Raw genomic sequence first — 22,556 nt, 5'->3', positions numbered from 1 at the left:
CGCACCAACCGCCGCACAAACACACCCGACGACCGCAACGCCACCTGATCCTCAACCCCCGACGACAACACCCCACACAACCGACCCCACACACCACCACCCAACACACCCGGCAAATCCACCAAACCACCCCACCGCAACGGCACCTCCAAACCCACCACCCGACCCAAACCCCACACCGCACCACCGTCCAGGTCGGTCAGAGGCTCGGAGTCGTCCACGGAGACGGCACCGCTGGTCAACCACCACAACCGACCCTCGACCTCGGTGACTGCAAGCGCCTGCGCGACCGCCAGTGCATCGACGACACCGGCGCCGGCCAGCGACATCAGCGAGATCATCCCGGCGACCGGTCCTGCGGCCGCCGAGGCGGCGGACAGCCGACGCGCGATCCCGTCCCGGTCCAGCTCGTCCAGCACCACGGGGATCATCTCGGCGCCCCGCTCCGCCAGCCCGGCCAGCAACGGGTGGTCCTCCTGGCCGGGGACCATCAGCACCAGCCAGGAGCCGGTCAGGTTCTCGTTCCCGGTCACGTCCTGACGCCGCCAGACCACGCGGTAGCGCCAGGAGTCCACAGTCGACCGCTGCTGTGCCGCCCGCCGCCACTGCGCGAGCTTCGGCAGGACCGCGCTGAACGGTTCGTCCGCGCCGACGCCCAGCTCGCCGCCGACCAGGTCGGGGTCGCCGGACTCCACGGCCGCCCAGAACCGCCCGTCGAGAGCTTCGCCGTGCGCGTCCCGGCGGGCCGCGGGCGCCGCCTCGGGCCAGTACCAGGTGTGGTCGAAGGCGTACGTGGGCAGGTCGACCACGCCCGGCCGGGCACCGGCCTGGCCGTGGTACGCCGCCCAGTCGACCGGCACACCCGCCACCCACAACTGCCCCAGCGCCGACGTCAACACGCCGACCTCCGGCTGATCCCGCCGCGACACCGCGACACAGCGCACCCCGGCATCAGCGACGATCTCCGCCACCATCGCCGTCAACGTCGCATCCGGGCCGATCTCCAGGAACGTGTCCACGCCCTGCCCCCGCAGAGCAGCCACCCCGTCGGCGAACCGCACGGGCTGCCGCACATGCCGCACCCAGTACTCCGGGTCAACCAGCTCCAGCGGCTCCGCGACCGCGCCGGTCACGTTCGACACGATCGGCACCCGCGGCACCCGCCAGTCCAGCCCTGCCACCACCGACGCAAACTCCTCCAGCATCGGCTCCATCAACCGCGAGTGGAACGCGTGACTGACCGAGAGTTCCTTGACCCGCCAACCCCGCTCACGACAGGCCGCCACCACCGAGGCCACCTCGCCGACGGCACCCGACACCACCACCGACTCCGGACCGTTCACCGCCGCGACGTCCACCGCCGCGCCGGTCACGCCGATCAGCTCGGCGACAGCCTCCTCCGACGCGCCGACCGCCGCCATCACCCCACCGCTGGGCAGGGCCTGCATCAACCGACCCCGCGCCGCCACCAGGGTGCACGCATCCGCCAGGGACAACACCCCGGACACGTACGCGGCCGTCACCTCACCGATCGAGTGACCGGCCAGGTAGTCGGCCCGCACACCCCACGACGCGAGCAACTCCCACAACGCCACCTCGATTGCGAACAGGCCCGCCTGCGCGAACACGGTCTGATCCAACAGAGCCGCAGTCTCCGAACCCGGCTCGGCGAACACCACCTCGCGCAACGCACGCGGCAGGCGCGGATCGATCTCCGCGCACACCTCGTCGAACGACGCCGCGAACACCGGGAACGCGTCGTACAGCTCCCGGCCCATACCCACACGCTGCGAACCCTGACCCGTGAACAACACCGCCCGACGACCCGCCGACACCACACCCGACAACCGACCCTCGGCCACCGCCGACAGACCAGCAACCAACTCGTCCACCGACGAACCCCACACCACCGCCCGATGCTCCAACGCAGCCCGGGTCGTCGCCAACGACCACGACACGTCCACCGGCGACAGACCACGATCGCGCACGAACGACGCCAACCGCCCGGCCTGACCCGACAGACCCCGCTCCGAACGCCCCGACACCACCCACGGCACCGGCAAAGCCACGGAAGCGCCCCTGGCAGACGCCGGGGCAGACTCCGGCTCCGCCGCGACCTCGGGGACGGCCTCGGGCTCCGGCTGCTCCAGAATCACGTGCGCGTTCGTCCCCGAAATACCGAACGACGACACACCCGCCCGCCGAGCCCGGCCAACACCCGGCCACTGCCGCGACTCGGTCACCAACTCCACCGCACCCGACGACCAATCCACATGCGACGACGGCACATCCACATGCAAAGACGCCGGCACCACCCCATACCGCATCGCCAAAATCATCTTGATGATCCCGGCCACCCCCGCAGCCGCCTGCGTATGACCGATGTTCGACTTCACCGACCCCAACAACAACGGCACATCCCGACCCTGCCCATACGTCGCCAACAACGCCTGAGCCTCAATCGGATCACCCAACGACGTACCCGTACCGTGCGCCTCCACCACATCCACATCAGCCGCCGACAAACCCGCAAACGCCAGAGCCTGCCGGATCACCCGCTGCTGCGACGGACCGTTCGGCGCCGTCAAACCATTCGACGCACCGTCCTGATTCACCGCCGTGCCCCGCACCACCGCCAACACCCGACGCCCGTCACGTTGCGCATCCGACAGCCGCTGCACCACGAGCACCCCGACGCCTTCGCCCCACGCGGTGCCGTCCGCAGACTCGGCGAAGGCCTTGCAGCGGCCGTCCGCCGACAGCCCGCCCTGGCGGGAGAACTCGATGAAGGCACCCGGGGTGGACATCACGGTGACGCCGCCGGCCAGCGCGAGGTCGCACTCGCCCGACCGCAGCGCCTGCACCGCCAGGTGCAACGCCACCAGCGACGACGAACACGCCGTGTCCACAGTCACCGCCGGCCCCTCGAAGCCGAACGAGTACGCCACCCGGCCCGACAACACGCTCGCGGAGGCGCCGGTCGCGCCGAATCCGGCGAGCGCCTCCCCGGCCTGGCGTACGACGGTCTCGTAGTCCTGGCCGTTGGTGCCGGCGAACACCCCGACGCGGCTGCCGCGCAGCGCGAGGGGTTCGATCCGGGCGTCTTCGAACGCCTCCCAGGAGACCTCCAGCAGCAGCCGCTGCTGCGGGTCCATGGCGAGCGCCTCCCGCGGCGAGATGCCGAAGAACTCCGCGTCGAAGCCGCCCGCGTCGGCCAGGAACGCCCCGCGCGAGACGTAGGAGTCGGTGCCGGCCAGCGACTCCAGGTCCCAGTGCCGGTTGGCCGGGAAGTCCGACATCGCGTCGGCACCGGCCGTCAGCAGGTCCCAGAGCCCTTCCGGGGACTCGGCTCCGGCCGGGAATCGGCAGCCCATGCCGACGATGACGATCGGGTCGTCGCCCACGACGGGGCCGGTGGCGGCGGGGACGGGCAGCGCCTGCCCGCCGAGCAGCTCGGCGTGGATGTGGCCGGCCAGGGCGGTGGAGTTCGGGTAGTCGAAGGCGAGCGTGGTCGGCAGCGCGAGGCCGGTCGCCGCGTCGAGCCGGTTGCGCAGCTCGACGGCTGCCAGCGAGGTGAAGCCGAGGTCCTGGAACGCCCGGTCCGGCGCCACCCGCTCGGCGGACTCGTGGCCGAGCACGGCCGCGACCTCGGCACGCACGAGTTCGCCGAGGGCGCGCAGCTGCTCCGCACCGGACATCCCCGCCAGGCGGAGGCGCAGGTCGGCCGCCGGCACTGGGGCGTCGGCGGGCACCGCCGCGCCGGCCTCGGCCAGCAGGTCGCGGACCAGCGGGTGGGCGCGCCGAGGACCGGTGACGGCCACCCGGGCCCAGTCGATGTCGGCCACGACGAGGTACGTCTCGTCGCGGTCCAGCGCCCGGCTGAAGGCGCGCACGGCTGTCTCCGGCGCCATCGCGTCGAAACCGGTGCGGCTGAGCCGCTGTTCGAAGTCGCCCGCGCTCACCCCGCCGTCGGCCCACAGGCCCCAGGCGAGCGAGGTCGCCGACAGCCCCTCGGCGCGGCGGCGCTGCGCCAGGGCGTCGAGGAACGCGTTGCCCGGCGCATACGTGGCCTGGCCGGCGGCGCCCATCAGGCCGGCGAGGGAGGAGAAGAGGACGAAGGCGGAGAGGTCGCTGCCCCGGGTCAGCTCGTCCAGGTTGCGCGCGGCGTCGACCTTCGCCCGCAGGGCGGTGGCCAGCTGGTCGACACTCACGGCGTTGACGACGTTGTCGTCGAGGGCCGCGGCGGTGTGCACGACCGCGCTCAGCGGAAGCTCGGCGGGGATCGAGTCGAGCAGCGTCGCGAGCGCGGCCCGGTCGGCCACGTCGCAGGACGCGAGGGTGACCCGGGTGCCGAGCCCGGCGAGTTCCTCGGCGAGGGCGGTCGCGCCGGGCGCCTCGCCACCCCGCCGGCTGACCAGAAGGAGGTGTTCGGCTCCTTCGGCGGCCAGCGCGCGGGCGACGTGTCCCCCGAGTGCCCCGGTGCCGCCGGTGATCAGCACCGTGCCGCGCGGCTTCCAGGAACCGCGCGCACCGGTGTCGCCGTACGTCGCACGAACGAGCCGGCGGGCGTGGCCGCCGGTGCCGCGCAGGGCGATCTCGTCCTCCTGGCCGGTGCCGGCGATCAGCGTCCGGAGCATGCGCACGACGCCCTGGTCGGGCTGCTCGGGGAGGTCGACGAGCCCGCCCCACCGGTGCGGGTGCTCGGCGCGCAGCACGCTGCCGAAGCCCCACGCCATGGCCTGCACGGGGTCGACGTGCCGGTCGCGGGATCCGACGGAGACCGCGCCGCGGGTGGCGATCCAGAGCCGGGCGGTGATCCCGGCGTCGCCGAGCGCCTGCGCGAGCGCGACCGTGCCGGCGAGGCCCGTCGGCACGGAGGCGGCCCCGGCGTACGGCTGGGTGTCGAGGGCCAGCAGGGAGAGTACGGGCAGCACGTCCCCGTCGCGGCCGGTCGACGCCTCGGCGAGGTCGTGGGCGAGGCGCTTGCGGTCGCACGTGGCGTCGACCTCGACGATCCGCCCGCCGGCGGCGCCGAGGGCGGCGGCCCAGTCCGTCACGGCCGCGTCGGCGTCGGCCGGTACGACGAGCAGGAAGTCGGTCGCCTCGGCGCGGGCGGCGTCGTCCGTGAGCGGCTGCCAGGCCACCCGGTAGCGCCAGGAGTCGAGGGCCGCCTCGGCGTCCCGGCGGCGTCTCCAGGTGGACAGCGCCGACAGCACGTCCGCGAGCGGGGCGTCGGCGTCGACGGCCAGGCTCTCGGCGAGGGTCGTCAGGTCCTCCGCCTCGATCGCCCGCCAGAAGTCCTCGTCGGCGGCGGTACGCCGGGCGGCGGGGGGACGGTAGGACCGCGTCGCGGCATTGATCCAGTAACGTCGATGGTCGAAGGCGTACGTGGGCAGGTCGACCACGCCCGGCCGGGCGCCGGTCTGACCGTGGTAGGCGGCCCAGTCGACCGGCACACCCGCCACCCACAACTGCCCCAAGGCCGCCGTCACCGCAGCGAGCTCCGACTGGTCCCGCCGCGACGCCGGAACCCGCCGCACCCCCGCATCCGCGACGATCTCCGCCACCATCGCCGTCAACGTCGCGTCCGGGCCGATCTCCAGGAAGGTGTCCACCCCCTGTGCCCGCAACGCCGCCACACCGTCGGCGAAGCGCACCGGCTGCCGCACGTGCCGCACCCAGTACTCCGGATCCACCAGCTCCAACGGGTCCGCCACGGAACCCGTCACGTTCGATACCACCGCGACGCGCGGCACCCGCCAGTCGAGCCCCGCCACCACCGACCGGAACTCTTCCAGCATCGGCTCCATCAGGCGGGAGTGGAACGCGTGACTGACCGACAGTTCCTTGACCCGCCTACCCCGCTCGCGAGCGGTCGCCACCACCGAGGTCACCTCGCCGACGGCACCCGACACCACCACCGACGCCGGACCGTTCACCGCCGCGACGTCGACCGCCGCTTCCGCAGCATCGATGATCCCCCGCACCGCGGACTCGGGCGCACCCACCGCCGCCATCACCCCACCGGCCGGCAGCGCCTGCATCAACCGGCCCCGCGCCGCCACCAAAGTGCACGCATCAGCCAACGACAACACCCCGGACACGTACGCGGCCGTCACCTCACCGATCGAATGACCCGCCAGGAAATCCGCCCGCACACCCCACGACGACAACAACTCCCACAACGCCACCTCGACCGCGAACAACCCCGCCTGCGCGAACACGGTCTGATCCAACAGAGCCGCAGTCTCCGAACCCGTCTCCGCGAACACCACGTCGCGCAACGCACGCGGCAACAAGCCATCGAAACGGGCGCACACCTCGTCGAACGCCGACGCGAACACCGGAAACGCGTCGTACAGCTCCCGGCCCATGCCCACACGCTGCGAACCCTGACCCGTGAACAACACCGCCCGACGACCCGCCGACACCACACCCGCAGACCGGCCCTCGGCCACCGCCGCAAGGCCCGCCGCCAGCTCGTCCACGTCCGATCCCCACACCACCGCCCGATGCTCCAACGCAGCCCGGGTCGTCGCCAACGACCACGACACGTCCGCCACCGCAAGGCCGGACCGATCCCGCACGAACGACGCCAACCGAGCCGCCTGACCCGCCAGACCCCGCTCGGAGCGCCCCGACAGCATCCACGGCACCGGCAACCCGACGGGCGCGGCAGACGCCGCGGCGTGCTCCGGCTCCGCCTGTTCGATGATCACGTGGGCGTTCGTGCCGGAGATGCCGAACGACGACACGGCAGCCCTGCGTGCGCGGCCCGCACCCGGCCACTCGCGCGCCTGGGTCACCAGCTCCACCGCACCCGACGACCAGTCCACATGCGACGAGGGCTCGTCCACGTGCAGCGTCGCCGGCACGGTCCCGTACCGCATTGCCAAGACCATCTTGATGACGCCCGCCACCCCGGCGGCGGCCTGCGTGTGGCCGATGTTCGACTTCACCGACCCCAGCAGCAGCGCGTCCCGGTCGTCGCGGTCCTGCCCGTACGTGGCGAGCAGCGCCTGGGCCTCGATGGGGTCGCCCAGCGTCGTGCCCGTGCCGTGCGCCTCCACGACGTCGACGTCGGCGACGCCCAGCCGGGCGTTCGCGAGGGCCTGGCGGATCACCCGCTGCTGCGAGGGGCCGTTCGGCGCCGTCAACCCGTTCGACGCGCCGTCCTGGTTGACGGCCGTGCCCCGCACGACCGCGAGGACCCGGCGCCCGTCGCGCCGCGCGTCCGACAGCCGCTGCACCAGCAGCACGCCGACGCCCTCGGACCAGCCCGTGCCGTCCGCCGCGTCGGAGAACGACTTGCACCGGCCGTCGGGGGCCATGCCCCGCTGGCGGGAGAAGTCGATGAACGTCTCGGGCGTCGCCATCACGGTGACGCCGCCGGCCAGCGCGAGGTCGCACTCGCCCGACCGCAGCGCCTGCACCGCCAGATGCAACGCCACAAGCGACGACGAACACGCCGTGTCCACAGTCACCGCCGGACCCTCGAACCCGAACGAGTACGCCACCCGACCCGACAACACGCTGCTGGCGGTGCCGACGCCGAGGTAGCCGTCGAGGGCCTCCGGAACGTCGGCCAGCCCGGCGGCGTGGTTGTGGTACATCATGCCGGCGAACACGCCGACGGGGCGGCCCCGCAGCGCGAGCGGGTCGATCCGGGCGTCCTCGATGGCCTCCCACGCGGTCTCCAGCAGCAGCCGCTGCTGCGGGTCCATGGCGAGCGCCTCGTGCGGCGAGATCTTGAACAGGCTGGCGTCGAAGTCGCCGGCGTCGGCCAGGAAGCCGCCCTCGCGGGCGTAGCTGCTGCCCCGGCGCGCGCCGGACGGGTCGTACAGGTCAGCGACGTCCCAGCCCCGGTCGGCGGGGAAGCCGGTGATGCCGTCGCCACCGGCCACGAGGAGGTCCCACAACTGCTCGGGGCTGCGCACGCCGCCGGGGTAGCGGCAGCTCATGCCGACGATCGCGATCGGCTCGTCGAGCGCCGCGACGGCGGCGACCGGGGTCGCCTGGGCGTCGGCCCCGGTTCCGGTCTCGGCGTCCAGGTGGTCGGCGAGGGCGAGCGGGGTCGGGTGGTCGAAGACCAGGGTCGCGGGCAGGCGCAGGCCGGTGACCGCACCCAGCCGGTTGCGCAGTTCGACGGCGGTCAGCGAGTCGAAGCCCAGCTCGGTGAACGGGCGTCCGGCCTCGACGGCGGCGGCGTCGGCGTACCCCAGGACCGTCGCGACCTGGTCGAGGACGAGCCGCAGCAGGGCCGCGGCGCGCTCCTCGCGGTCGAGCCCGGCCAGCCGCTCGGTCAGCGCGGCGGTCTCCGCCGGGCCGGAGCGCGCGGCGCGGCGCCGGGGCGCGCGGACCAGGCCGCGCAGGACCGACGGCAGGGTGCCCGCCTCGGCCTGGGCGCGCAGCGCCGGACCGTCCAGCACCATCGGCACCGTCGCGGGCAGGCCGGTGAGCAGCGCGGCGTCGAGCAGGGCGAGGCCGTCCGCCTCGGGAAGCGGCCGTACGCCCGCGCGGGCCAGCCGGTCGGTGTCGGCCCGGTCGAGGCCGGCGGTCATGCCGCCGCCCGACTCGGCCCACGGGCCCCAGGCCAGGGAGTGTGCGGGGAGGCCCGCGGCCCGCCGCCGGTGGGCGAGTGCGTCCAGGAAGGCGTTGGCCGCCGCGTAGTTGGCCTGGCCGGGGCTGCCGGTCACGCCCGCCGCCGACGAGTACGTGACGAAGAGCGCGAGGCGGCTGCCGGCGGTCAGGTCGTGCAGGTGCGCGGCGGCGTCCACCTTCGGCCGGAGCACCTCGCCGAGGGCCTCGGGGGTGAGCGAGGTCAGGGTGCGGTCGGCCAGTACGCCGGCGGTGTGCACCACGCCGGTGAGCGGGTGCGCCGGGTCGATCCGGTCCAGCAGCGCGGCGAGGGCGTCGGGGTCGGCGGCGTCGCACGCCTCGACCGTCGCGGTGGCGCCCAGGTCGGCGAGGTCGGCGAGCAGGTCGGCGGCGCCGGCCGCGGCGGGCCCGCGCCTGTTGGTCAGCACCAGGTGGCGGACCCCGTGCCGGGTGACGAGGTGGCGGGCGACGAGCGCGCCCAGGGCACCGGTGCCGCCGGTGACCAGCACCGTGCCGTCCGGGTCCAGCGCCGGCGCCGGCGCGTCGGGTTCCGGGGCGGCGACGAGCCGGGGCACCCGGACCACGCCGTCGCGCACCGCCGCTTGCGGCTCGTCGGCCGACAGCAGGCCGGCGAGGGCGGAGGCGGAGCTCTCCTCGTCGTCGAGGTCGACGACGAGGAACCGGCCGGGGTGTTCGGCCTGGGCGGACCGGAGCAGGCCCCACACGGCGGCGCCGGCCAGGTCGGCCACGTCGGCGTCGGCGTCCACGGCGACGGCGCCGCGGGTGAGGAGCACCAGCCGGGACCCGCCGGTGTGGCGCTCGGCGGCGAGCCAGCCCTGGAGCACGGCGAGGACCTCGGCGAGCAGGTCGTGGACCGGGCCGGGGCCGGTCGCGGCAGCGCCGGCCGCCTGGTACAGCACGACGTCGGGTACCCCCGCGTCGCAGAGCGCGGCGAGGTCGGCGTGCCGGTCGGCGGTCACGCCGGTCGGCAGCGGCGTGGGGCGGTCGCCGAGCACCGCCCAGGTCGTGCGGTCGGGCGCGCCCACGCCCCCGGCGTGCCGGGGCCAGTCGAGGCGGAACAGCGCGCGGCGCCACGGGGATCCGCCGGCGGTGAGTTCCCCGGCCGGCAGGGGCCGCAGCACCAGGGAGCCGATCCGGGCGACGGGCGCACCGGTCGCGTCGGCGACCAGCATGGACACCGTGTCCGCACCGGTGGGGGTCAGCCGTACCCGCAGCGTGTCGGCACCGTGGGCGGACAGGGTCACGTCGGACCAGGCGAACGGCATCCGGGCCTCGCCGGGGTCGACGATGCCGAACCCGACCGCCTGCACGGCGGCGTCGAGCAGCGCCGGGTGCAGCCCGTACCCACCGGCGTCGCCGGCCTCCGGGTCGGGCAGCGCCACCTCGGCGTACACGTCGGTGCCGACGCGCCAGGCGGCGCGCAGCCCGGAGAAGGCCGGGCCGTACGCGAAACCGGCCCGCGCCGCCCGCCCGGTCAGCTCCGACACGTCCAGGGAGGTGGCGTCGCTCGGCGGCCACTGCGCCGGCGTGCCGATGTCCTCATCCGGCTCCGGGGTGAGCAGGCCGGTGGCGTGTCGCACCCAGATGTCGTCGGTGCCGGCGCGGCGGGCGTGGACGGTGAGCTGCCACGCTCCGCCACCGGCGCGTTCGGCGGCGACCTGCACGTCGACGCCGCCGGTCTCGGGCAGCACCAGCGGCGCCTGGAGGGTCAGCTCGGCGAGCCGTTCGGCGCCGACCTCCGCGCCGGCCTGCAGCGCCAGCTCCACGAACCCGGTGCCGGGCAGGAGCACGACGTCGCGCAGGGCGTGGTCGGCCAGCCAGGGCTGGGTCTCCACGGACAACCTGCCGGTGAGCGTCACCTCGTCGCCGTCGGCCGAGCGGAACACCGCGCCGAGCAGCGGGTGGCCGGTCGGGGTCAGCCCGGCGGCGGTCACGTCGGCGGGCTGCGGCAGGGGCAGCAGCCAGTAGCGTTCGCGTTGGAACGCGTACGTGGGCAGGTCGACCGGCACGGGCGGGCCGGCGAACAGGGCCGCCCAGTTCACCGGCACGCCCCGGGTCCACAGGGTGGCCGCGGCGGCAAGGGCGCTCGTCGCCTCGTCGTGCTCGGCGCGCAGCACGGGGACGCAGACTGCCTGGTCCGCGCCGACGATCTCCTGGGTGAGCGCGCAGAGCACCCCGCCCGGTCCCACCTCGACGTACGCGCCCACACCCAGCTCACGCAGGGTGGTCACGGCGGCGTCGAAGCGGACCGTGTCGCGGACGTTGCGCAGCCAGTACGCCGGGGAGCACACCTCTTCGGGGTCGAGCACCGCTCCGGTCACTGTGGAGACCACGGGGATGCGGGGCGCGGCGAAGGCCAGTTGCCCGAGCACGTCGCCGAACGCGTCGAGCATCGGGTCCATGCGGGCGGAGTGGAACGCGTGGCTGACCCGCAGCCGCCTGGTGCTGCGGCCGAGGGCCGCGAAGTGCGCGGCGACCGCCAGCACGGCGTCCTCGTCGCCGGAGACGACGACGGACTCCGGGCCGTTGACGGCGGCCAGCCGGGCGCCGGCCGTCCCGGCGACGGTGGCCAGGTGCGCGTGCACCTCCGCCTCGGTGGCACGGATCGACACCATGGCGCCACCGGTGGGCAGCGCCTGCATCAGGGTGCCCCGGGCGGCCACCAGGCGGGCGGCGTCGGGCAGCGACAGGACGCCGGCGATGTGCGCGGCGGCCACCTCGCCGACCGAGTGCCCGGCCACGAAGTCCGGCACGACACCCCAGGACTCGACGAGCCGGTAGGCGGCGACCTCGACGGCGAAGAGCGCCGCCTGGGCGTACCCGGTGCGGTCGAGAACGTCGGCGGGGCCGTCGAGCACGCCGCGCAGCGGCCGGTCGAGGTGCTTGTCCAACTCTGCGCAGGCGGCGTCGAATGCCTCGGCGAAGGCCGGGAAGGCGGCGTACAACCGCTGGCCCATGCCGACGCGCTGGGCGCCCTGGCCGGTGCAGAGCACCGCGACGCGGGTGGGGCCGGCGACCCCGCGCCGCACGGACGCCGCCGGGATCCCGTCGGCCAGCGCGCCGAGCCCGGCGAGCAGCTCGTCCCGGTCGGCACCGAGCAGCACCGCCCGGTGTTCCAGGACGGACCGGCCGGTGGCCAGGGCCCGGCCCACGGCGGCCGGCGTGGCATCGGGGTGCTCGGCGAGCCAGGAGCGCAGCCGGTCGGCCTGGGCACCGAGCGCTGCGGCGCTGCGCGCGGAGACGACCCACGGCAGCGGGTCGGGGCCGGTGACGGCGTCGGTGGCCGGCTGCGGCGCGGGCGGGGCGGCCTCGACGATGACGTGGGCGTTGGTGCCACTGACGCCGAACGAGGAGACGCCGGCGCGCATGGGCCTCGTCGCGCTCGGCCACGGGCGCGGCTCGCGGAGCAGGCTCACCGCGCCGGCCGACCAGTCGACGTGCGGGGACGGCTCGTCGACGTGCAGGGTGCGCGGCAGGACGCCGTGACGCATCGCCATGACCATCTTGATGACGCCGGCGACGCCGGCGGCGGCCTGGGTGTGCCCGAGGTTCGACTTGATCGATCCGAGCCACAGGGGCTGGTCGTCGGCCCGGTCCCGGCCGTACGTGGCGAGCAGGGCCTGCGCCTCGATGGGGTCGCCGAGGCGGGTGCCGGTGCCGTGGGCCTCGACGGCGTCCACGTCAGCCGGGGCGAGCCGGGCGTTGGCGAGGGCCTGGCGGATCACGCGTTGCTGCGACGGGCCGTGCGGCGCGGTGAGGCCGTTGGAGGCGCCGTCCTGGTTGACCGCGCTGCCGCGCACCACGGCGAGCACCCGGTGGCCGTTGCGCTGGGCGTCGGAGAGCCGCTCCAGCAGCAGCAGCCCGGCGCCCTCGCTCCAGCCGGTGCCGTCGGCGGTGGCCGCGAAGGACTTGCACCGCCCGTCCGGGGACAGGCCGCGCTGGCGGCTGAAGCCGATGAACGTGTCGGGGCTGGACATGACGGTGACGCCGCCGGCCAACGCGAGGGTGCACTCGCCGGAGCGCAGCGCCTGCACGGCGAGGTGCAGCGCCACCAGTGAGGACGAGCAGGCGGTGTCGACGGTGACGGCCGGGCCCTCGAACCCGAAGGTGTACGAGATCCGGCCGGAGACGACGCTGCCGTGGTTGCCCGTGCCGACGAACGCCTCCACCTCCTGCGGGACGCCGTTGAGCCGGGAGACGTAGTCGTGGTACATGACGCCGGTGAAGACGCCGGTGCGGCTGCCCTTGAGCGAGTCCACGGCGAGGCCGGCCCGCTCGACCGTCTCCCAGGCGACCTCCAGCAGGAGGCGCTGCTGCGGGTCCATGGCCAGCGCCTCGCGGGGCGAGATGCCGAAGAACCCGCCGTCGAACTCGCCGGCGTCGTGCAGGAAGCCGCCCTCGCGGGTGTACGACTTGCCGTGCGCGTCCGGGTCGGGGTCGTAGAGGTTCTCCACGTCCCAGCCCCGGTCCGCCGGGAAGGGTGTGACGGCGTCGACGCCGGACTCGACCAGCCGCCACAGCGCCTCCGGAGTCCGCACCCCGCCCGGGTAGCGGCAGCCCATCCCCACGATCGCGATCGGCTCGTGATTCTGCTCGTCGACTGCCCGCAGGCGTTCGCTGGTCTCGTGCAGGTCAGCGGTGACGCGCTTGAGGTACTCGCGGAGCTTGGCTTCGTTCGCCATCGGGTTGATCACCTGTCGCTAAGGGGCAAGCGGCGGACTCGTGCTCAGGATCGGCCGAACTTCTGATCGATGAAGTCGAACAGCTCGTCGTCCGAGGCGTCATCGAGGGCCTGGCTGACGTCGTCGGGCCGGGCGGTGGCGTCGCTCCACCGGGTGACCAGCGTCCGGAGGCGGACCGCCACGGCGGTACGCGTCTCGTCGTCGGCGGCCAGCCGCTCCAGCTCTTCCGGCGCGGTCGCGGCGAATGCGGCCTCCAGCCGGTCCAGCTCGGCGAGCAGGCCCGGTTCGGGCTCCGGCGGGACGGCGTCGACCAGCAAGAAGTCGGCGAGGGCGGCGGGCGTGGGGCAGTCGAAGATCAGGCTCGCCGGCAGCCGGATGCCGGTGAGGGCGGTCAGCCGATTGCGCAGCTCCACGGCCGTCAGCGAGTCGAAGCCGAGGCCGGTGAACGTCTGCCCGGACGGTACGACGGTGGCCGGCGGGTAGCCGAGCACCTCGATGACCTGCGCCTTGACCAGTTCCTCCACCAGCCGGCCGCGTTCCGCCTCGGGCGTGCCGGCGAGGCGCTGCGCGAAGGACGGACCGCCGTCGCCACCGCCCTCGACGACGCGTCGCCGGGCCCGGACCAGGCCGCGCAGCGGCGCCGGGAGCTGGCCGGCGTCGGCCTGGCGGCGCAGCGCGGCGAGGTCGAGCAGCGCCGGCACCAGGTGAGGGCGTCCACCGTGCAGGCCGGCGTCGAAGAGGCGCAGCGCCTGGCCGGTGTCGAGTGGGCTGAGGCCGTTGCGGCTCATCCGCTGCCGCTGGGCGGCGTCGAGTGCGCCCGTCATCCCGCTGTCCGCGGCCCAGAGGCCCCAGGCCAGGGACGTGGCGGCGAGGCCGGAGGCGTGCCGGTGCCCGGCGAGGCCGTCGAGGAACGCGTTCGCGGCGGCGTAGTTGCCCTGCCCGGGGCCGCCGAGGACGCCGGCGACCGACGAGAAGAGGACGAACATCGCCAGCGGCCGCGATCGGGTCAGCTCGTGCAGGTGCCAGGCGGCGTCGGCCTTGGCGGAGAGGACGGCTGACAGCCGGCCGGGGGTCAGCGCCGAGATCACCGCGTCGTCGAGGACGCCGGCGGCGTGCACCACGCCGGTGAGCGGGTGCTCGGCGGGAACGTCGTCCAGCACCGCGGCCAGGCGGTCCCGGTCCGCCACATCGGCGGCGACCAGGCGGGCCTGCGCACCCAGCGCGGTCAGCTCGGCGAGCAGCTCCGCGGCGCCGGGGGCGTCGGTTCCGCGGCGGCTGACCAGCAGCAGATGGCGCACCTTGTGCGTACTGACCAGGTGCCGGGCCAGCAGACCGCCGAGGGCGCCGGTGGCTCCGGTGACCAGGACCGTCCCGTCGGGGTCGAGGACGGCGGCCGGGACCGGTTCGAGGACGGCTGGCGCGAGCCGGGGCGTCAGCACCTGCTCGTCCCGGACCGCCAGTTGGGGTTCGCCGGTGGCGACCGCACGGGCCACCAGGTCCACCGTGCAGGACTCCGGCTGCCGCGCCTCGTCGAGGTCCACGAGCACGAAGCGGTCGGGGTGCTCGGCCTGGGCCGAACGCAGCAGGCCCCAGACCGCCGCGCCGGGCAGGTCGCCCGCACGGCAGGTGTCGCCGGCGGAGACGGCCCCGCGGGTCAGCACGACCAGCCGCCGCGCCGCCAGCCGGTCGTCGGCGAGCCAGCCCTGGACGGCGGTCAGCACTGCGGTGAGCCGGCTGCGCGTCGCGGCGGGGACCGGGGCGTGCTCGTCGTCGGCGTACGCGGCGAGCAGCACCAGTTCGGGGTCGATCCGGCCGGAGTCGACCGCCTCCGCCAGCTCGGCGAGCCTGTACCTGGCGATCTCGGACAGGTCGGACGGTGCGTCGCCGAGGAGCACCACCCGAACGGTCGCCGGGGTGCCCGGCCGCACGCTCTGCCAGCTGACGGCGTACAGCGAGTCGGCGGCGGAGTCACCGGCGCGCACCTGGTCGGCGGTGACGGGGCGAGAGACCAGGGAGTCTATCCGGGCGACGGGTGCGCCGGCCGGGTCGGTCAGGGTCAGGGTCACGCCGCCGCCGCTGCGCCGGGCGCGTACCCGCAGCGCGGTCGCGCCGACCGCCGAGAGGGTGACGCCGGTCCAGGCGAAGGGCAGGCGTACTCCGTAGGCATCCTCCCCGTCGGAGTCGAGCAGACCGACGATGTGCAGCGCCGCGTCCAGCAGGGCGGGATGCAGGCCGAAGCCGGCGACCTCGGTGCCGTCGGGCACCGCCACCTCGGCGTACACCTCGTCGTCGGTGCGCCAGACGGCGCGCAGGCCACGGAAGAGCGGACCGTACTCGACGCCCAGACGGGACAGTTCGGTGTAGATGCCGTCGACCGCGACGGCGGTGGCGGCGCTGGGCGGCCACGGCGCCGGATCGGACCTGTCGGGCTGCGGTACGGCCGGGGCGAGGATGCCCGCCGCGTGACGGTCCCACTCGCCGTCCGGGTCGGCGGCGGCTCGGGAGTGGATGGTGACCGTCCGGCGACCGTCCTCGTCCACCGCGCCCAGCTTCACCTGCACCGCCCTGGTGCCGTCCTCGGCGAGCGCCAGCGGGGCCTGGAGGGTCAGCTCGTCGAGGGTGTCGCAGCCGACCTGCGCGCCCGCGTGCAGGACCATCTCGACCAGGGCGGCGCCGGGCACCACCACCGAGTCCCAGACGACATGTTCGGCGAGCCACGGGTGTGTCAGTACGGAGAGTTCGGTGCCGAAGACCCGTACGTCGTCGTCGGCCACGCGTACGGCGGCGTCGAGCAGCGTGTGGTCGACGGGGCGGACGCCGAGTCCGGGCGCCGACTCAGCCCCCGTAATGGTGTTGAGCCAGTAGCGCTGATGGTCGAAGGCGTACGTGGGCAGGGCGATGGTGCGGGGACGTGCCCCGGCCGCCCGCTCAGGGCCGGACCCGTCGAGGGCGGTGAGGTATCCGGTCCAGTCGACGCGGCCGCCGGTGACGTACCACTCGGCGAGGGCGGCGCGCAGCGTGTCGGCCTCGGAATGGCCGGCACGCATCGTGGCGACGTACCGCACGTCGCCGGCCGCCTCCACACAGTCCTGCGCCATGGCGGTGAGTACGGCGTCGGGGCCGATCTCGAGGAACTGCACGACGTCCTGCTGGTGGAGCGTGCGCACCGCGTCGGCGAACCGCACGGGCTGGCGTACGTGCCGGACCCAGTAGCCCGGGTCGGTGAGTTCGTCCGCCTCCGCCACCGCGCCCGTCACGTTCGACACGACCGGCACCCGCGGCACCCGCCAATCCAACCCGGACACCACCGACCGGAACTCATCCGACATCGGATCCATCAACCGCGAATGAAACGCGTGACTGACCGACAACTCCTTGACCCGCCAACCCCGCTCACGCGAGGCCGCCACCACCGAAGCGACCTCGCCAGCGGCACCCGACACCACCACCGACGCCGGACCGTTCACCGCCGCGATATCCACGCCCGCACCGGTCACGCCGATCAGCTCGGCGACAGCCTCCTCCGACGCGCCCACCGCCGCCATCACCCCACCAGCCGGCAACGCCTGCATCAACCGGCCCCGCGCCGCCACCAGCACACACGCATCCGCGAGGGAGAGCATCCCCGCCACATACGCGGCCGTCACCTCACCGATCGAATGACCCGCCACAAAATCCGCCCGCACACCCCACGACGACAACAACTCCCACAACGCCACCTCGACCGCGAACAGACCAGCCTGGGCAAAGACGGTCTGATCCACCAGGGCAGCCTCATCCGACCCCGCCTGCGCGAACACCACCTCGCGCAACGCACGCGGCAACAAACCATCGAAACAGGCGCACACCTCGTCGAACGACGCCGCGAACACCGGGAACGTCTCGTACAGCTCCCGGCCCATACCCACACGCTGCGAACCCTGACCCGTGAACAACACCGCCCGACGACCCACCGACACCACACCCGACACCGCCGGCCCGCCCTCAGCAACAGCCGACAGACCAACGGCAAGCTCGTCCACCGACGAACCCCACACCACCGCCCGATGCTCCAACGCCGCCCGCGACGTCACCAACGACCACGACACATCCCACAGCGACAGACCACGACCACGCACGAACGACGCCAACCGCTCGGCCTGACCCGACAAACCCCGTTCCGAACGACCCGACACCACCCACGGCACCGGCAACCCGACCGGCGCCACCCCGCCCTCAAGGTCGGCCCCGGCTTCAGCCTCCGGCTGCTCCAGGATCACGTGCGCGTTCGTCCCCGAAATACCGAACGACGACACACCCGCCCGCCGGGGACGCTCCACGCCCGGCCACTGCCGCGAGGACGTCACCAACTCCACCGCACCCGACGACCAGTCCACATGCGACGACGGCGCATCCACGTGCAAAGACGCCGGCACCATCCCATGCCGCATCGCCAGAATCATCTTGATGATGCCTGCCACCCCGGCGGCGGCCTGCGTATGACCGATGTTCGACTTCACCGATCCCAGCAACAACGGCACATCCCGACCCTGCCCATACGTCGCCAACAACGCCTGCGCCTCGATCGGATCACCCAACGTCGTACCCGTACCGTGCGCCTCCACCACATCCACATCGGCCGCCGACAAACCCGCGTTGGCGAGCGCCTGCCGGATCACCCGCTGCTGCGACGGACCATTCGGCGCCGTCAAACCATTCGACGCACCATCCTGATTCACCGCCGAACCCCGCACCACCGCCAACACCCGACGCCCCTCACGCCGCGCATCCGACAACCGCTGCACCAACAACATCCCGACACCCTCGGCGAGCGCTGTGCCGTCCGCCGCGTCGGCGAACGCCCGGCACCGGGCCACCGGGGACAGGTTTCCCTGCCTGGTGAAATCGATGAACACCGCAGGGGTGGGCATGACCGTGACGCCGCCGGCCAGAGCGAGATCGCACTCCCCCGACCGCAGCGCCTGCACCGCCAGATGCAACGCCACCAGCGACGACGAACACGCCGTGTCCACAGTCACCGCCGGACCCTCGAAACCGAACGAATACGCCACCCGGCCCGAGGCGATGCTGCCCGCGTTGCCGAGACCGAGGTAGTCCTCCACGCCCGCCGGCGGGGTCTGCGGCGGATGCGCGTACCCGCTGTGGGTCATGCCGGCGAAGACCCCGGCCCGGGCGTTCTTCAGGCTGGTGGGGTCGATTCCCGCCGACTCGACGGCCTCCCACGAGGTCTCCAGCAGCAGCCGCTGCTGCGGGTCCATGGCGAGCGCCTCACGCGGCGAGACCTCGAACAGCCGGGAGTCGAACTCGGCGGCGTCGGCCACGAATCCGCCCTCGCGGACCGAGGAGGTGCCCGGCCGGGACCGCTCCGGGTCGTAGAGCGCGTTGAGGTCCCAGCCACGGTCGGTGGGGAAGGAGGCGATCGCGTCACCGCCGGACGCGACGAGGTCCCACAGTTCCTCGGCCGTGCGCACCCCGCCGGGGAACCGGCAGCCGATACCGACGATCGCGATGGGCTGCTGCGCGTCGGCCTCGACGTCCCGGAGCCGTTGCCGGGTCCGCCGCAGGTCGGCGGTGACTCTCTTGAGGTACTCCCGGAGCTTCTCTTCGGTGTCCATCATCCCAGCCCATCGCGATTCACGGCGGAGACTCGACGTAAGCGACGGTACGAATGCGCAGAGTTCTCAGGCGACACCTGTATCTGTCGTTCGGCTCGCTCGGCCGAGAGCCACGCAGATCCCCATCTGCCGGGAGAAGTTATTGGTTACGCGCGAGCGCGGACAACCCCTAACCAGGCAACCGACCAGCTAGGGGTGTCCGGTCCCGACCCGCCGCACTAGCGTCGCCTCGACCGGGTCCACGCCCGATCCGGTCGGCAACCGCAGCCGCCGGAAGGACCACCAGAGGATGACCACGCCAGAAACCGACAACGGCTTGTGGGTGCGACGCTTCCACCCCGCCCCGGGCGGCGCGAGGCGCCTGGTGTGCCTGCCCCACGCCGGCGGGTCGGCAAGCTTCTACTTCCCGGTGTCCCGCGGTCTCTCCCCCGCGGTGGAGGTGCTGTCGATCCAGTACCCGGGGCGGCAGGACCGGCGCCACGAGAAGTGCATCGGCGACATCCACGACCTCGCGCGCGAGGTGTTCACCGTGCTGCGGCCCTGGCGGGACGAGCCGCTGGCCATCTTCGGGCACAGCATGGGGGCCAGCCTCGGCTTCGAACTCGCCCGGCTCATCGAGCAGGACGGCGGCAGCGTCGCGCATCTGTTCGCGTCCGGGCGCCGGGCGCCGTCGAAGTCACGGCACGAGACGGTGCACCTGCTCGACGACGAGGGGCTGCTGGCCGACGTCCGGAAGCTGAGCGGCACCAACTCCGCCGTCCTCGGGGACCCGGAGATGCTGCGCGCCGCGTTGCCGGCGATCCGCAACGACTACCGGGCCGCCGAGCGGTACACCTACCGGCCGGGGCCGCCGCTGAGCTGCCCGATCACCGTCCTCACCGGCGACGACGACCCGAAGACGACTGTCGACGAGGCTCGGGCGTGGTCGGACCACACCACTGGAGCGTTCGACCTGAAGGTCTACCCGGGCGGGCACTTCTTCCTGGCCGAGCACCAGCCGGCGATCCTGCGGGCCGTCTCGGCAACCCTGAGCGCGGCACCGGCGGTCTGATCTCACGCCGACGGGGGCCCGTCCACCGGTCGTCACGACCGGTGGACGGGCCCCTCGGTACGCGCTGTCACCGCTTGTGGCCGACCGCGATCACGTAGTCGAGCTGCGCCAGCTCACGCTTCATGAGGTCCTGGTTCTTCCAGTGGGCCGCCATGCTCTTGCGGACGGCCGGCTTGACGACGGCCCGGAACGCGGGGTCGTTGGTCCGCTCGGCCATGTACGCCCGCCAGCCCTCCCACGTCCGGTCCTTGATCGAGCGGACCTCCGGGTTGGCGAAGCCGGCCTCGACCAGCTCCTGCCGGTACGTGTCCCGGTCGTGCCAGTTCTCCTTGGGAATGCTGAACTTGACGAAACTCAGCGGGCCGGACTGGATGGCCGCGCGGACGACGTCGCCGCTGACCGGGATGATGTCGGCAGTGGCGAGCACGCCGCCCGGGCGCAGCACCCGCAGCGCCTCGGCGAAGAACGCGCTGCGCGGGTAGAAGTGGAAGGCGGACTCCAGGGCGACGACCCGGTCGAAGGTGTTGTCCTCGAAGGGCAGTTCGGTGGCGCTGCCGAGCCGGAAGTCGGTCCGGTCGGCGAGCCCCTCCTCCTGCGCCCGGCGCTGCGCCGCCTCGACGTGGTGCGGGGTGATGTTCAGGCCGTACACCTTGGCGACCTGGCGCTCGCGCAGCCACTTGAAGTCCTGGTCCCCGTAGCCGAAGCCGACGTCGAGCACGGTGTCGTCCGGCTTGAGCCCGGCGGCGTCGGCCAGCTTGTCGGCCAGCGCGTCGGCGGCCGTGTCGATGTCGGTGACCCCGTCGGACCAGTAGCCCACGTTCATGTAGTGGGTACGGCGGGCCGCGAACTCCACGTCGGGTGACTGGATCTCGTAGAAGCGCCGGACCCGGGTGATGGGGTCGGCGGTGAAGACCGTGCGGATCGCCCGGCCGGCGATCTTCAGGTTCTCGAACATGTCGGTTCCTTCCGGTGGGTGGATGCCGATCAGCCGCGCCGGATCTGCCGGCGCAGATCCTCGACGAGCGCGGGCACAGCGGCCGGGTCGGCGGCGGTGCCGAAGACGTAGAAGTCGGGCCGGACGAGGACCGCCACCGCGTCGTACCGCTTGAGGTGGGCCAGGTACACGTCGTCGAGGTCGAAAGCGGTCGGCGCGGCGCCGGATCCGGGTGCGGGCGCACCGGCGGGAACGATCCGGACGACCCGCGCGCCGAGCGCGTCCAGGAAGGCCCGGGCGTCGGCGTCGAGCAGGTCGTCGGGGTCCTCGGCGCAGAGCAGGACGAAGCCGGTGCCGACGACCTCGTCGAAGAGCCCGGCGCGGCCGTCGACCTCGACGCGACCCTGCGGCATCGGGGCGCCGGCGGCCTCGCAGCCGCTGTGCCGGACCCCGCCGGACAGGGGCTCCAGCAGGGACCGGGTGCGCGGGCGGGCGGTACGCCGGCGCAGCTCGGCGAGCATCGCGGCGTCGCGGCCGGCCGCGGCGGCGCGGTCGGTCTCGCAGATCACCGTGCCCGAGTCGATGGACATCCGGATGGCGTGCTGCACGTGCGCGCAGCGCTCCTCCTGGTAGGTGTCCAGCAGAGCCTCGTCGGCCAGGCCGCGGTGCACCAGGTCGAGCTTCCAGGCGAGGTTGAGGGCGTCGCGGAAGCCCGAACTCATCCCCTGCCCCATGAACGGCGGCATCACGTGCGCCGCGTCGCCGGCGAGCAGGATCCGCCCGGAACGCCAGCGCTCGGCCGAGCATGCCTGGGTGGTGTAGACGCCGTACCGCTCCAGGGTGGCGTTGTCCGGGGTGATGTCGAAGAGGCCGAGCAGCCGCCACACACTCTCGGCGCTCTCGAACTCCTCCCGGCTCTCCCCCGGCACCCGCATGAACTCCCACCGCCGGTGTCCCGGGCCGGCCGACACGGCCGTGCGGGGCCGCGCCGGGTCGCAGACCTGCAGGTTGTTCGGCTTGAACTCGCGGGCCTCGTGCGGGACCACGTCGCAGACCAGCCAGTCGTACGTGAAGCCGAAGTCGGTGACGCCGCTGCCCAGGTGCTCCCGCACGAAGCTGTTGGCCCCGTCGCAGCCGATGACCCAGCGGGCCGCGCGGACCTCCTCGCCGTCCGGGCCGGCGATGGTCACCTCGACCCCGTCGTCGTGCTCGACCAGGCCCGTCACCTGGTACGGGCGCAGCACCGTGACACCCGGCAACTCCGCGCCCCGCTCGGCGAGCAGCGCCTCCAGTCCCGGCTGGTAGAAGGAGACCGAGTCGGGCCAGCCCATCGGCCCGTCGCCGGTGACCTTGACGTGCAGCAGGGTCCGGCCGAAGCCGTTCTTGAAGGTGTACTCGCCCGACGACTCCACCACCGGGCCGAGGCGGTCGGCGACGCCGGCGGCGGCCAGGACACGGCTCGCCTCCCCGTCGTACGACACCGCGCGGGGGAAGTTGTACGGGGTGGCCCACCGCTCGACCGCCGTGACGGTGAGCCCTCGCTGCGCCAGCAGGATCGTGAGCATCTCACCGACGGGGCCGTAGCCCACGATCAGGACGTCGGTCGTCAGCATCGGTATCGGTTCCTCGGGGGTCGGTCGGACACGGGGTCGGCT

The 22,556-nt window shown here is 73.6% G+C and carries 5 protein-coding genes; 1 reads left to right on the top strand and 4 read right to left on the bottom strand.

What is annotated here, in order from left to right:
• Both FB455_RS31095 and FB455_RS31090 read right to left on the bottom strand, forming a co-directional pair.
• A partial coding sequence (locus FB455_RS31095) for a type I polyketide synthase (RefSeq protein WP_145755653.1) occupies window positions 1-13,301 on the bottom strand: 13,301 nt, incomplete at its 3' end.
• 44 nt (window positions 13,302-13,345) lie between these two features.
• Entirely contained in the window at window positions 13,346-18,916 is a 5,571-nt protein-coding gene (locus tag FB455_RS31090; RefSeq protein ID WP_486481622.1) for a type I polyketide synthase, read from the bottom strand.
• Between the two features lie 289 nt (window positions 18,917-19,205).
• Between FB455_RS31090 and FB455_RS31085 the strand changes: the two genes are divergently transcribed.
• A complete protein-coding gene (locus FB455_RS31085; RefSeq protein WP_013477282.1) occupies window positions 19,206-19,967 on the top strand; it encodes a thioesterase II family protein in 762 nt (253 codons plus the stop codon).
• A 67-nt stretch (window positions 19,968-20,034) separates the two neighbouring features.
• Here FB455_RS31085 and FB455_RS31080 read toward each other — a convergent pair whose 3' ends face one another.
• Entirely contained in the window at window positions 20,035-20,922 is an 888-nt protein-coding gene (locus tag FB455_RS31080) for a class I SAM-dependent methyltransferase (protein ID WP_013285627.1), read from the bottom strand.
• A gap of 29 nt (window positions 20,923-20,951) precedes the next feature.
• Complete coding sequence (mhpA, locus tag FB455_RS31075) at window positions 20,952-22,514, bottom strand: bifunctional 3-(3-hydroxy-phenyl)propionate/3-hydroxycinnamic acid hydroxylase MhpA (RefSeq protein ID WP_145755651.1); 1,563 nt, start codon at window positions 22,512-22,514, stop codon at window positions 20,952-20,954.
• Between the last annotated feature and the right edge of the window lie 42 nt (window positions 22,515-22,556).

The sequence above is a fragment of the Micromonospora sp. CNZ296 genome (assembly GCF_007827635.1).
The sequence above is the reverse complement of the archived record's forward strand: the minus strand, read 5'-3'. Positions and strand labels throughout refer to the sequence as shown.